The sequence below is a fragment of the Paracoccus ravus genome, assembly GCF_004522175.1.
Taxonomy (GTDB): Bacteria; Pseudomonadota; Alphaproteobacteria; order Rhodobacterales; family Rhodobacteraceae; genus Paracoccus; species Paracoccus ravus.
This window is the reverse complement of the sequence record NZ_SDEB01000020.1, coordinates 61,409-74,728: the sequence shown is the minus strand read 5'-3', so window position 1 is coordinate 74,728 and position 13,320 is coordinate 61,409. Positions and strand designations below refer to the sequence as shown.

Sequence of the window (13,320 nt, the reverse complement as noted above, 5' to 3'; positions counted from 1 at the left end):
GGTCACGTTCACTCATCATCACCCATCCCATGCCCGTTCTCCGACTCTGGCCCAGATGCTTCAGCCGGGAAACTGTGACATTCCTGAATTGCCAATGTGAGACATTTTAGCATTGCGGCTATAACCTTAGGCCCGATAACCACAATTATGTAATCTCAAATATGCCCTGCAACCAAGGCTAAACTGCTTCTATTCAGGACAGCTCGCGCCGGTATCGATCCAGGCTCGGGTCAAAGCGCCGAATATTTCTTGACTGCCTGGGGCCGGCGCGCGTCCGGTTCCCGGGGCCCAGCCCCAGCCGACCAACCCGTCATGGGCATTGTGTTCGAAAATATCCTCGAGCGTTTTGCCGCCATTGCGTTCGGGATCCTTGATCTGGGCGCAAATTTCCCCAAGCCCGAGGCCAACCCAGCCCATGCTGACCGGAGCAAGCATCCAAGGCTCGTGGCCCGGAACGCTGCCGCGCGCCCCGATCAATTCGATATTCTCCGTCCCGTGGCAGGTGTTGCAGGTCATGCCCGGCGCGCCGAAATCGGCATCACCGCGAATGACGGGCGGGTTATGGGGATGCATATCGTCGCCCTGGGTCGGTCCGCCCGTGACCGGATGACAGTTCATGCAGCGCGGATGGGTCAAAACCTTTCCCATCTCCGTAAAAAGCGCGGCCGAGCGCTGTTGGCGATCCGCAATGCCGGAAAAAGCCTCGGGGCCCGACAGGCCCTCTTGCGCGACGGCCGGGGTGATCAGCAACGATGCGGCGAGGGCCGCGATCAGATCATGCCTCATGACATCGCCCCGCCAAAGGGCAGGACATGGCGGCTTTCGCCACTGATGGCGCGCCAGGCATTGGCGACGGCGGGTGCAAGCGGCGGCAGGCCCGGCTCGCCCACGCCCGTGGGGTCGGCCGCGCTTTCGATGATGGCGACCTCGACGGCCGGCATTTCCGAGATGCGCAGCATGGGATAGTCGTGGAAATTCGACTGCTCGACCTCCCCCCCGGGCGCGAGGGTGATATGGTTGTGCAAGGCCGTCCCAAGGCCATAGCCAATCCCCCCCTCCATCTGGGCGCGGATCACATTGGGATTGACAGCCACGCCACAATCGACCGCGCACCAGACCCGGGTGACACGCGGCGCGCCGCCCTGATCCTCGACCTCGGCCACCTGAGCGACATAGGTGTCAAAGCTTTTCGCATAGGCGATGCCATAGCCCTTGCCGTCGCGGGTCGGTCCAGTCCAGCCGGAAATTTCGGCCACCTTCTCGATGACTCCACGCTCGCGGGTCGCCTCGGCGGGCAGCAGTTCCAGCCGTCCAGCGACGGGGTCCTTGCCGGCGGCTTCGAGCACCTCATCGAGGAAGGTCTCGACCGCATAGGCGGTGTGGGTATGGCCGACCGAGCGCCACCACAGCACCGAGACCGGGCTTTCCATGCGCGCCCAGACGATGCGGCGGGCGCCGAACTGATAGGGCAGCCCGGTGGACCCTTCGAAGGATGTATTGTCCGGCCCGCCTTTCAGCATGGCCTCCATCGGCGTCCCGGCCATGATCGACTGGTTCACGACAGTATTTTCCCAGGCGATGATCTTGCCGGAATCATCCAGCCCGGCACGAAAGCGATGCAATGTCATGGGCCGGTAATAGCCGCCGCGAATATCATCCTCGCGCGTCCAGACCAGCTTGAAGGCACCGTCGCGGCCGGCCGCCTTTGCGATCTCGGCCGCCTCCGCGGCCAGATGCGCCGATCCCTGCGCCCGGCGTCCAAAGGACCCTCCCGCAAGCAGCACGTTGATCCGGACATCCTCGACCGGCAGACCCAGCGTCCCGGCGACGGTCGGCCGGTCAAAGGCGGGAAATTGGCAGCCATACCATAGCTCGGCCTTGCCCGATTTGAGCTCGATCACCGCGTCCAGCGGTTCCATCGGGGCATGGGCGAGATAGGGAAAGCGATACTCGGCCTCGATCACCTTGGCCGCGCCCGACAGGGTCGCGACATCGCCCTGCTCCTCGACGGGCACGCCGCCGGCGGCCGCGGCCTGGACGAAAGCCTCGAAAAGCTCGGCCGAACTGCGGGTCTCGGCGGCGCTTTCATCCCAAGTCACGCTCAGCGCGTCCCGGCCCTTCAACGCGGCATAGGTGTTCTGCCCATAGACCGCGACGCCTGATGAGATCTGGCGGACCATCTCGACCCCCGGAACGGCGAGCGCCGCCTTGTCGTCGAAAGAGGCCACCTTGGCACCGAATTTCATCGGATGGGCCACGACCACGGTCAGCATCGCGTCGCGATAGATGTCCATGGCGAATTGCGCGCTGCCATCGGTCTTGCCCGGCGTATCGAGCTTAGGCCGGTCCTTGCCGATCAGCACGAAATCCTTGGGATCCTTAACGGGGGGATCCTCGGGGACGGGCTGGGCCGCGGCGGCCTGGGTCAGCGCGCCAAAGCCCGAACTCTTGCCCGAGGCGGCATGGGCCACGATCCCCGCCTTGACCGAGATTTCGGATGCGGGAACGCCCCATTCCTGCGCTGCCGCCGCGACAAGCATGGTCCGAACCGCCGCGCCAGCCTTGCGCATCTGCATGTAGCTGTTGGCGATCGCGGTCGACCCCCCGGTGCCCTGCGCGCCAAAGGCAAGATTGGCGTAAAGCTGGTCATTCGCCGGAGCGCCTTCGGCACGCATCTGCGACCAGTCGGCGTCGAGTTCCTCGGCCACGAGGGTCGCAAGCCCGGTATAAGGCCCCTGCCCCATTTCCAGATGCTTGACCAGGACCGTCACCACATCATCGGTTCCGATCCGGATAAAGGCATTGGGCGCAAATGGCCCCGCCACGGTCATCTGGGCCCGGCCGCGTCCCAGCGGCAGCATCAGGCCCAGCGTGAGCCCTGCACCCGCTGCAAGAAAGCCCCGGCGCGACGTTTCCATGGCCATGGCTCAACCCTCCAGCGTCTTGGCAGCGTCGTGAATCGCCTGCCTGATGCGCAGATAGGTCGCGCATCGGCAGATATTCCCGGCCATCGCATGGTCGATATCCTTGTCCGAGGGGCTGGGAACCATCTGCAGCAAGGCGGTTGCCGACATGATTTGCCCGGACTGGCACCAGCCGCATTGCGGCACGTCGATCGCCGTCCAGGCGGCACGAATGGCGGTGATCTCGGGACCTTCCATCCCCTCGATCGTGGTGACCTCGCGGCCCTCGGCCATCGAGATCGGGGTGACGCAGGATCGCCTTGGCATCCCGTCGAGCATCACGGTGCAGGCCCCGCATTGCGCGATGCCGCAGCCGAACTTCGTGCCGGTTAGCCGAAGCTCGTCGCGCAGTGCCCACAAAAGCGGGGTGTCCGGGTCTATGTCGAGCGTATGATCGCGACCGTTCACGCGAAAACTGGTCATGCCTGGCCTCGTCGCTGGGCTGATCCGGGGATGATGGACCCCTGAGTTTTCAGGTCAAGCCCAAACTCGCCCCCGACAGGTCCGCTTGGGCCGCATCGGGGCCCACCGGCGAAGGTCCGGAATCCGCAGGGCTTCGCATCAGCTGCGCAGCCGCCGCTGGGTCGAGGGCCTTGGGCCGCGTGCATGTCGTGCTCAGGCCAATCCATTTGCGGTCCGCCCCGGCGGCGAGGATCGCGGTCATGACCTCGATGACATGAAGCGCCCGGGACTGGTCGCAGCGGAAATCTCCGCCGTCCCGGATCGCGCGCACCATGTCGGCAAGGCCCGCGCCGCGATAATTCGCGCGCGCGATGCCGTTCGAATCTTCATTCGCGACGCCAAAGGGATGCTGCCACGATGATACGGGTGCCAAGGCCTGACCCCGGCGCGACATCTCGATCGGGCCACCAAAGAAATTCGGATCGGGAAGGATCAGGCTGGCTTCGGAGCCATAGATTTCCATATTGCCATGGCGGTGGCCATGGACGTCCCATGATGCGCCCAGCGTCACCATCGCCCCCGAGACGAAGTGCAAGAGCGCATGGATCGTTGTCGGCGTCCTGACCGGGATCCGTTCACCGGCGCGGGGCTGCGAGGAGATGAGCCGGGTTTCGCTGGCCATGCCGGTCAGCGCCGTGACCGATGCGACAGGACCAAGCAGGTTCACCAGCGCTGCGATGTAATAGGGTCCTAGGTCCAGAATCGGTCCGCCTCCGGGAAGGAAGAAGAAATCGGGGTTAGGGTGCCAATGCTCCATCCCGGCTGACATGACATGGGCCGTGGCGCTGTGGACCGTCCCGATTTCGCCCGCATCGACCAGGGCGCGGGCCTGCTGATGGGCGCTGCCCAGAAAAGTGTCCGGCGCCGAGCCGAGGCGCAATCCCCTGGCCTCGGCGATCGCCGCGAGTTCCATGCCTTCCGCGACCGAGAGGACAAAGGGCTTCTCGGAATAGACATGTTTGCCCGCCAGCAATGCGGCGCGCGAAACCGCGAAATGCGCATCCGGAATCGTCAGGTTCACGATCAGGTCTATGGCAGGATCGGCCAGCATCGCCTCGGGGCTCATCGCGCTTACGCCATGCGCTTGCGCCGCCCGCGATGCGGCATCCGGGTTCAGATCGGCCACCGCGACAATGCGGATACCGTCGAAGAGCGGTGACATCTCGAAATAGGTCCTCGAGATGTTTCCGGCCCCGATGAGGCCGATATTCAGGTCGGTCATGTCAGTTCTCCAATCCAGAATGCAGCGCCATGCCCGCCTTGGCGAAGCGTTCGTCATCAGAGGGATTGTCATGTTCCATCACGAAAATCGCGGCGCTTGTCCCGGCCAGCGCCGCATAGAGCCCGGGCCAGTCCACGGTTCCAGTGCCGGGATCGGCCCAGCCATCCTCATCAACCTTCTCGCCCTTGGGCGCGATATCCTTGACATGGGCGGCGGTGATGCGGGGGCCGTGGCGGGCGATCCATTCCAGCGGATCGGCGCCGCCGCGGATGATCCAGGCGATATCGGCCTCCCATTCGAGGTCCGGCGCGGCGTCGAAGATCTCCTGCATCGGGATCGTGCCATCTTTGGTCGGAACGAATTCGAACTCATGGTTGTGCCAGCCGAAACCGAGGCCCGCCTCCGCCAAGGGCGCTCCGGCACGGCCAAGACGCGCGCCAAATTCGCGCCAGCCTGCCGCGTCGGTCGGGCGCTGGTCGGGCATGAGATAGGGGGCGTAATAGTTCCGGATGCCAAGCCGCGTGGCAAGGTCGATAAAACGGTCGGGATCGGCCTCAAGATCGGCCAGCGCGATATGGGCGCTGGGGACGCGCAGGCCGTTGGTTTCGACGGCATGAACCAGCGCGTCAGGCTGGGCGAATAGCGCGCCGTAAGGCTCGACTGCCTCATAGCCGAGACGCGCGAGCATCCCGCAGGTTTCGTCTAGCCCGGCGAAATTGCGCGAGGAATAAAGCTGATAGGACAGGAGTGGCATTTCTGGTTCCTTGAGATTCACAGCCGAAGTTCGGATTGCGGATCGAAAAGCGAGGCGCGGGAGATGTCGAAACTCAGGCTCAGCCGCGTGCCTTCCGGGTGTCTGGTGTCGTCAGAGGTGCGCAGCGCAAACCGCTGACCTTCCAGCGAAAGATGCAGGACGCTTTCCGCGCCCATGTTTTCTTGAAGCTCGACCGCGGCGCTCAGCCCGCCATTGCCCAAGGTGCAGGTCGTATGTTCGGGGCGGATGCCGAGGATCGCCTCGCCATCGCGGGGATTGCCGTCATAACCGGCCAGCGGGATGCGATGGGCGTTGAAGAGGAAATCCCCGCCTTCGATGCGGCCTTTCAGGAAATTCATCGCAGGCGAGCCGATGAAGCCCGCGACATAAAGGTTCACCGGGCGGCGATAGATCTCGTCGGGGCTGGCGAATTGCTGGATCACGCCATGACGCAGCAGCGCGATGCGATCGGCCAGAGTCATCGCCTCGATCTGGTCATGGGTGACGTAGACCATGGTATTGCCGAGTTTCTCGTGCAGACGCTTGATCTCGACCCTGAGTTCCGCGCGCAGCTTCGCGTCCAGATTGGAGAGCGGCTCGTCGAACAGGAACACGTCCACATCGCGGACCAGCGCCCGCCCGATGGCGACGCGCTGGCGCTGGCCGCCTGAAAGCGCGCCGGGCTTGCGGTCGAGATATTCCTCGATTTGCAGAATACGGGCGGCGCGGTCGATGCGCCGCGCGATTTCATCCTTGGGCAGGCGGGCGTTTTTCAACCCAAAAGCTAAGTTTCCGCGCACCGACATCTGCGGGTAAAGCGCATAGGATTGGAACACCATGCCGATGCCGCGATCCTTGGGCTCGTCCCAAGTCACGTTCCGGCCATTGATGAAGATCTGTCCGTCGGTGATGTCGAGAAGCCCAGCGATGCAGTTCAGGATCGTCGACTTCCCCGAGCCGGAACCGCCGAGCAGCACGATGAACTCGCCCCGCCCGATCTCCATATTCACGTCCTTGAGGACCTGAATCGCGCCGAAGGAAAGCTGCAGCCCCCGGATCGCCAGCGAGGTTTCGGTAGCGGCGACTGTTTGATGCATCATGGCCTAACCCTTTACGGCACCCGCCGCGATGCCGCGCACAAAGAGGCGACCCGAGACGAAATAGATGAGCAGGGGAACAAGGCCGGTCAGGATCGTCGCGGCCATGTTGACATTGTATTCCCGCACCCCGGTCGTGGTGTTGACGATGTTATTGAGCTGCACCGTCATCGGGTAGTATTCAGGGCGGGTGAATACGACGCCGAACAGGAAGTCGTTCCAGATATTCGTGGCTTGCAGGATGACCGCAACGACCAGCATCGGCACCGAAAGCGGCAGCATGATGCGGAAATAGATTCCCCAGAAACCGGTCCCATCAACGCGCGCGGCCTTGAACAATTCCTCGGGCAGGGTGGTGAAGTAGTTCCGGAACAGGAGCGTCAGGATCGGCATACCGAAAATGGTATGGACCAGAACCAGACCGGTCAGCGTGCCATAGATGCCGAGTTCCCGCAGCAGGATGACCATCGGATAGATCATCACCTGATAGGGAATAAAGGCCCCGATCATCAGCACCGCAAAGAACACCTCCGAGCCTTTGAAGCGCCAATTCGCCAAGGCATAGCCGTTGATTGAGGCGATCAGGATCGAAAAGACGACTGACGGCACGGTGATCCGGACCGAGTTCCAGAAGCCCCTTTGCAGCCCGTCGCAATTCAGCCCCGTGCAGGCCGAGGACCAGGCCCGCGCCCAAGGCTCGAACGTGGCCTCGATGGGCGGGGAGAAGATGTTGCCCATGCGGATTTCAGGCAGGCCCTTCAGCGAGGTCACGACCATGACGTAAAGCGGGATCAGGTAATAGATCGCGACCAGCGTCAGGACGGAATAGATCACGATGTTCTGAGCCGAGATCCGGCTGCGGGGTCGACGGCCATACGGGCCTTCAAAGGTGATGTCAGCCACGTCTGCGCCCTCCGAATTCGAGATAGGCCCATGGAATGATGATGATCGCGACCGTCAGAAGCATCATGGTCGAGGCGGCGAAGCCCTGCCCGAGATTCTGGTTGAGGAACATCTGGTCATAGACATACTTCGCGGGCACTTCAGAGGCGATGCCGGGGCCCCCTCCGGTCTGGGCCACGACGAGGTCATAGACCTTGACGATCCCCGCCGTGACGATGACCAAGGTGGTGACAAAAACCGGCCGCAGCATCGGGACGACGACGAAGAGATAGGTTTTCCATGCCGGGACGCCATCGACCCGGCTGGCCTTCCAGATCTCGTCATCGATGCCACGCAGGCCTGCGAGCATCAGGACCATGACAAAGCCCGTACCCTGCCAGAGGGCCGCGATCACGACGCCAAAAATCACGATCCGGCCATCGTTCAGCGGGTCGAAAGTGAAACTTTGCCACCCCATCCCCCGGATGATTGACTGGATGCCGAAATCGGGGTTGAGGATCCATTGCCAGACCAGGCCGGTCACCACAAAGCTCAAGGCGAACGGATAGAGCAGGATGGTCCGGAACACGCCCTCGAACCGGATCTTCTGGTCCAACAGGCAGGCCAGAAGGAATCCGATCACGAAGGACAGGACCAGCATGCAGATCCCGAAGATCACCAGATTCTGGATCGAGATCAGCCATTTGTCGCTGGCCCAGAGCCTTTCATATTGGCCAAGGCCGACGAAGTCGAGTTTCGGCAACAGGCGCGAGCGGGTAAAGGAATAGGTGATCGTCCAGGCCGAGAAGCCGACGAAGACGACCATCGCGGTCAGGATCATCGGAATGGCGGCGAGCTTGGCATTGATGTTGCGAAACAGCCGGAAAGGCCGCCCGGACGCGCGTGACTTGGCCATTGAAATCTTCCCGAATGTGGCAGGCGGCGATGCGCCGCCCGCCCGATCAGATCAGCTGTCGAATTCGAGGATGTCCTTCAGTCCCGCCTTGGCATCTTCGGTCGTCATGTCGGGCTGGTTGAAGAACTGGATCATCAGGTCGTTGAACTGCGTGCTGGCATCGGCCGAGAGCGCCTGATCCTGTGCCTCGACGATGGCGCCGTTCGCAAGGACGTCCAGACCTTTCCTCATGCAGTCATTCGCGGCGTCAAGATTGACGTCGCCCCGCACCGGCATTGAGCCTTTCTTGAGGTTGAAGGCCACCTGTGCCTCGGGCGAGATCATCACGCGGGCCAGATCCTCTTGCGCCTTGGTGATCGCGGGATCATCGACCTTGGGGAAATAAAAGGCGTCGCCGCCGGTCGAAACGATCTCTCCCATACCCAGCGCGGGCAGGCAGGTATAGTCCTTGCCCGCGACCTGCTCGGCGATGGCGAATTCGCCCTGCGCCCAATCGCCCATGATCTGGCCCCCTGCGGTGCCATTGATGATCATGGCCGTCGCCTGGTTCCATTCCTGCACATTTGAGCCGGTGGAAAGCTCGCGCGCAGTCTGCAACGCCTCGAACACCTTGGCCATCTCTGGGCCGTCCACTGCCTCCAGGTTCTTTTCGGACAGGACCTTGCCATAGATTTCGGGGCCTGCGACCGCCGCGATCAGGTTTTGCAGCACCAACCCCGCCTGCCAGGGCTGCTGACCGATGACGAGCGGCTGGATGCCCGCCTCGCGCAGCTTGGGCGCAGCGGCGACAAGTTCGTTCCAGTCCTTTGGCACCGGAAGTCCCGCCTTTTCAAAAGCCGCGTTCGACAGCCAAAGCCAGAGTTGGGAATGGATATTGACCGGCACGCAATAGATCTGCCCGTCGATCTCGCAGCTTTTCAGGATCGAGGCCGGGTGAACGACGTCGCGCCAGCCATCCGCCTGCGCCACCTCTTCCAGCGAACGCATCAGGCCGGCCTCGACCAGTTCCTGCGCCTGCTGGCCGTGATTGAACTGGGTCGCGCCCATCGGATCGCGGCCCGTGATGCGGCTGATCATCACGGGCCGCGCGACGCCGCCCGATCCGGCAATGGCGCCATCGACCCATTTATTGCCGCTGGCGTCGAAGGCCTTGGCGAATTCGGCCACCGCGGCGGCCTCGCCGCCGGATGTCCACCAATGGGTGACCTCGATCTCGGTCGCCTGCACGCCGCCCGCCAAGCAGGTCACCGTCGCGCCGATCAGAAAGCTTGCCTTCATGTGTTCCCCCCTTGCACCGCTTCGTCAGAATCAGTTGCAGGTTTAACGATAACCCCGGCAAAGCCCTGCGCCAAGAAAATCTTTCTGCACGAAAATTACGTAAGCAATCATGACTATTCCAGACTGATGATTGACGGGAGCGAGCATGGTCCTATACACAGCGTATTGAAGGGATATCGTTACACCTGCTGCAACCCGGATCAATCGCCATGCAGATGCATCCAGTGCGCCCTGCCCCCGAGATCAGCCTGAACAAGGGCTGGACTGTGACGCGACCGGGCGACGGTCGCGTCCTGTTGGTGGATTTCCCCAACGACATCCATTCGGCCTTGCTGGCGCAGGGCGTCATCGCTGACCCTTATTGGCGTGACCGCGAAGCCAGTCTCGACTGGATCCATGAAAGCGAGTGGCTGGCCGAGCGCCACTTCGATCTGGCGGCGGCCTCGGGCCGCTGGACGCTCACATTGGACGGCATCGATTGCCATGCCGTGGTGACACTGAACGGGACCGAAATCGCCCATCCGGCCAATCGGTTTCTGCGCCATGATATCGACGTGACGGAATGGCTGCGGATCGGCAGCAATCATTTGTCGATCCGCTTTCTGTCGAACTCGGCGATCGCGCGCGACAAGGCTGCGGCCGCGCCCTTCGCCGTGCCGCATATCCATTGGAACAACCGCCTGCCGCATTACAATTTCCTGCGAAAGCCGCAATGCGATGCAGGCTGGGACTGGAATATCGCCCTTAGCCCGCTTGGCATCCATGGCGGGGTCTGTCTCAGGCGCAGCGAGGCTTTCCGGCTTGATGACGTCCTGGTGCGGCAGATCCATCACGAGGGCCGCGTGCTGCTGGAACTCGACCTTCTGACCACCGTTTTCAAACCCGTAGAGACCGAGGCGGTCTTGCGCGTCGAGGATCACGCCGCGACCCGGCGGTTCGGGCTCTGGCCCGGCGCCAACCGCAGCAGAATTTCCTTGCTCATCGAAAACCCGCGGCTGTGGTGGCCGAATGGTCATGGCCCGGCCGAACTCTATGACTTGTCGCTGCGCATCGGCGATCAGACCCGAGACCTGCGCATCGGCCTGCGCGAGGTCGAGCTTGTGACCGAGCCCGACGAGATCGGCAGCCGCTTTGCCTTGCGGATCAATGGGCGCGACATCTTCATGCGCGGCGCGAACTGGATCCCGGCGGATGCCCTGCCCGCCCGCGCGACACCCGAGACCGTCGCGGATCTGCTGGACAGCGCCGTGCTGGCCAATATGAACATGCTCCGCGTCTGGGGCGGAGGCTGCTACGAGCCGGATTTCTTTTATCGCATGTGTTCGGAACGCGGGTTGCTGGTCTGGCAGGACTTCATGTTCTCCTGCAACCTCTATCCCGCGATGGATGCGGATTGGCTCGACTCGGTCCGGCGCGAGGCGCGTCAGCAGGTTCGCCGCCTCTCGGCCCATCCCTGCCTGGCGCTCTGGTGCGGGGACAATGAAAGTCTGGGCGCAATCGGCTGGTTTCCCGAAAGCAAGGCCGACCGGGACCGCTATGTCGCGCTTTACGACCGTCTGAACCATACGCTGGAACAGGTCGTTCGGGACGAGGCCCCGGGGATACCGTGGTGGCCTTCGTCGCCCTCGGCGGGTCCGCTGAATTTTGCCGATGGCTGGCATGACGATAGCGCGGGGGACATGCATTTCTGGGATGTCTGGCATTCGGCCAAGGATTTTGAGCATTACCGCAGTGTCAAACCGCGCTTCTGCTCGGAATTCGGGTTCCAGTCCTTTCCCTCGCCGCGCGTGATCGAAAGTTTCACCGAGCCGCGCGATCGCAATCTCTCCTCGCCGATCATGGAGATCCATCAGCGCAATGCCGGCGGAAACAGCCGCATCGCCGAGACATTGGCGCGCTATTTCGCCTTTCCCGACACGTTCGACGACATGGTCTGGCTGAGCCAGATCTCGCAGGGAATGGCGATAAAGACCGCCGTCGAATGCTGGCGGGCCGCCAAGCCGCGCTGCATGGGAACGCTTTACTGGCAGTTGAACGACACCTGGCCGGTCGCAAGCTGGTCGAGCCTTGAATATGGCGGCGGATGGAAGGCGCTGCATTACATGGCGCGCCGTTTCTTCGCCCCGGTGACGGTGGTGGCCCAACCTGGCCCTGCGGATCAGATCACGCTCTTCGCCCTCAACGACACCCCCGCACCTGTCGCGCTTGCTGTGGGCCTGCAATCGGTCCGCCTGACGGGTGAGATCGCCGAACTGGGCGCGTGGCAGGCGGTTTGCCCGCCGGAGCGCGCGACCGAGATCGCCCGTCTGCCGGCCTCGGCTGTCGCGACTGATGCGTTCCTGTTGTTTCACTGGTCCGATCGTCGCGGGACGCATTGCGGCCAGAACGAGTTTCTGCCACGGCGGCCCAAGGAATACGATCTGGGCCAGCCTGAAATCTCGGCGCGGATCGGATTGTCGTCCGAGGGCGTGGCGCAGGTGACCCTCGCCACCGACCGGCCGGCGCTTTGTGTGACTTGGGATCTCGGCGGAGATACGATATGGGACGATAATTGCTTCACCCTGCTTCCCGATCACCCCCGGACCCTACAGGCGCTGCGTCAGAGGCCCGCGCGCCTGCCAGTGAGCGCCCCCAAGGCGCGCGCCCTGCGAGGATATTCATGAACCGACCCGGCCCAAGCGCCCCACCCGTGACGTTGAAGACGATCGCCGCCGAGCTTGGCGTGTCGGTCACGACTGTCGCACGCGCGCTCAAGGATGGTCACAAGGTCGGTCCGGACACCGTGGCGCTGGTGCGCGACACGGCGGCCCGACTGGGCTATGTGCGCAACCTCGAAGGTGCCAAGCTGCGCATGGGCAAGACCCTCATCGCCATGGCGCTTCTGGATTTCGCCGATGAGGAGGAAATCGGAGATTCCGGTGCCGTCGGCCTGCTGAACGGCTTCCACACCTGTTTCGCCGGCAGCGATTATGCCGTCCGCGCCGAACCGGCGGCACGTGATGGGACAGCCATCGCCCGTGTCGGCGAGGTCGTGCGCGGTCGGCTGGCCGACGGGCTGGTCTTTGATCTGATCGAGATGCAGGACGCCCGTGTGCGCTATCTGCTCGAGGCGGATTTCCCCTTTGTCACCTTTGGCCGGACCGAGCTGTTCACCGAACATGCCTGGTTCGACATCGACAATGAATTCGCCGCCTGGCAAAGCACGGATGCGCTCTTGCGCGATGGCTGCCGCCGGATCGCCATGATCGACGGCGACACGCGCTACACCTTTGTGCGGCAGCGGGTGCGCGGTTATGAACGTGCCCTGCGTGAGCATGGGCTCGAACCTGTCCCCAGCCTGCGTCACCATTCCCGGCTGGCCGCCGATATTGCCCGGGGCGCTGTCGGGCCGTTTCTGGACGCCGGGGTGGACGGGTTTCTCTGCTCGAACGAAGTGACGTTTCTGGGCGCAAGGGCGGGCGTGCGGGACCGCCTCGGATCCGAGGCCGAGCGGATCGGATTTGCCCTGCGCGCGGGCACGCGGATCGACCGCTATATCGCAAGTCGCGTCCATGCCTCGCATTTCTCACATAATGCGACGGGCGTGGCGCTGGCCGAGCTTTTGCTGGCCCGGATCGGCGGGGCGGACCCGCGCGATTGCCAGAAGCTGGCCCGCACCACCCTGATTACCGCCAGCGGCGGACGATGATGAAACGGCCGGTACGAGCTTACAAGATCGGGCAGGCGAACAGGGCATAGAGTTGGGA

The 13,320-nt window shown here is 63.1% G+C and carries 11 protein-coding genes; 2 read left to right on the top strand and 9 right to left on the bottom strand.

The features are described from left to right. Positions 1 to 189: 189 nt before the first annotated feature. The 9 genes from ESZ60_RS15290 to ESZ60_RS15250 are packed head-to-tail and all read right to left on the bottom strand — an operon-like array spanning position 190 to position 9,574. Positions 190 to 786 carry an Isoquinoline 1-oxidoreductase subunit gene (locus tag ESZ60_RS15290; protein ID WP_134681600.1) on the bottom strand — a complete coding sequence of 199 codons (597 nt, stop codon included), beginning with the start codon at positions 784 to 786 and terminating at the stop codon, positions 190 to 192. Further along, on the bottom strand, positions 783 to 2,924 hold the full coding sequence (locus tag ESZ60_RS15285) for a xanthine dehydrogenase family protein molybdopterin-binding subunit (RefSeq protein WP_134681599.1): 2,142 nt from the start codon (positions 2,922 to 2,924) through the stop codon (positions 783 to 785). Before ESZ60_RS15285 ends, ESZ60_RS15290 begins: the two co-directional genes overlap by 4 nt. 3 nt (positions 2,925 to 2,927) lie before the next feature. Further along, positions 2,928 to 3,386, bottom strand: a complete 459-nt coding sequence (locus tag ESZ60_RS15280; protein WP_134681598.1) for a (2Fe-2S)-binding protein — start codon at positions 3,384 to 3,386, stop codon at positions 2,928 to 2,930. Between the two features lie 49 nt (positions 3,387 to 3,435). Next, positions 3,436 to 4,647 carry a Gfo/Idh/MocA family protein gene (locus tag ESZ60_RS15275; protein WP_134681597.1) on the bottom strand — a complete coding sequence of 404 codons (1,212 nt, stop codon included), beginning with the start codon at positions 4,645 to 4,647 and terminating at the stop codon, positions 3,436 to 3,438. Between the two features lies 1 nt (position 4,648). Then, complete coding sequence (locus ESZ60_RS15270) at positions 4,649 to 5,401, bottom strand: sugar phosphate isomerase/epimerase family protein (RefSeq protein ID WP_134681596.1); 753 nt, start codon at positions 5,399 to 5,401, stop codon at positions 4,649 to 4,651. A 17-nt stretch (positions 5,402 to 5,418) separates the two neighbouring features. Next, positions 5,419 to 6,501, bottom strand: a complete 1,083-nt coding sequence (locus tag ESZ60_RS15265; protein WP_245155717.1) for an ABC transporter ATP-binding protein — start codon at positions 6,499 to 6,501, stop codon at positions 5,419 to 5,421. A 3-nt stretch (positions 6,502 to 6,504) separates the two neighbouring features. After that, positions 6,505 to 7,401: a carbohydrate ABC transporter permease gene (locus ESZ60_RS15260; protein ID WP_209021319.1), complete on the bottom strand. Its 897-nt coding sequence runs from the start codon at positions 7,399 to 7,401 to the stop codon at positions 6,505 to 6,507. Beyond that, positions 7,394 to 8,296: a carbohydrate ABC transporter permease gene (locus tag ESZ60_RS15255; RefSeq protein ID WP_134681594.1), complete on the bottom strand. Its 903-nt coding sequence runs from the start codon at positions 8,294 to 8,296 to the stop codon at positions 7,394 to 7,396. The genes ESZ60_RS15260 and ESZ60_RS15255 overlap by 8 nt, the downstream gene beginning before the upstream one ends. A gap of 51 nt (positions 8,297 to 8,347) precedes the next feature. Then, positions 8,348 to 9,574, bottom strand: coding sequence for an ABC transporter substrate-binding protein (locus ESZ60_RS15250; protein ID WP_134681593.1), 1,227 nt, complete (start codon positions 9,572 to 9,574; stop codon positions 8,348 to 8,350). 209 nt (positions 9,575 to 9,783) lie between these two features. Here ESZ60_RS15250 and ESZ60_RS15245 point away from each other — a divergent pair, with 209 nt between their 5' ends. Both ESZ60_RS15245 and ESZ60_RS15240 read left to right on the top strand, forming a co-directional pair. Next, on the top strand, positions 9,784 to 12,237 hold the full coding sequence (locus ESZ60_RS15245; protein WP_134681592.1) for a glycoside hydrolase family 2 protein: 2,454 nt from the start codon (positions 9,784 to 9,786) through the stop codon (positions 12,235 to 12,237). Continuing rightward, a complete protein-coding gene (locus ESZ60_RS15240; protein WP_134681591.1) occupies positions 12,234 to 13,262 on the top strand; it encodes a LacI family DNA-binding transcriptional regulator in 1,029 nt (342 codons plus the stop codon). Before ESZ60_RS15245 ends, ESZ60_RS15240 begins: the two co-directional genes overlap by 4 nt. Positions 13,263 to 13,320 lie beyond the last annotated feature (58 nt).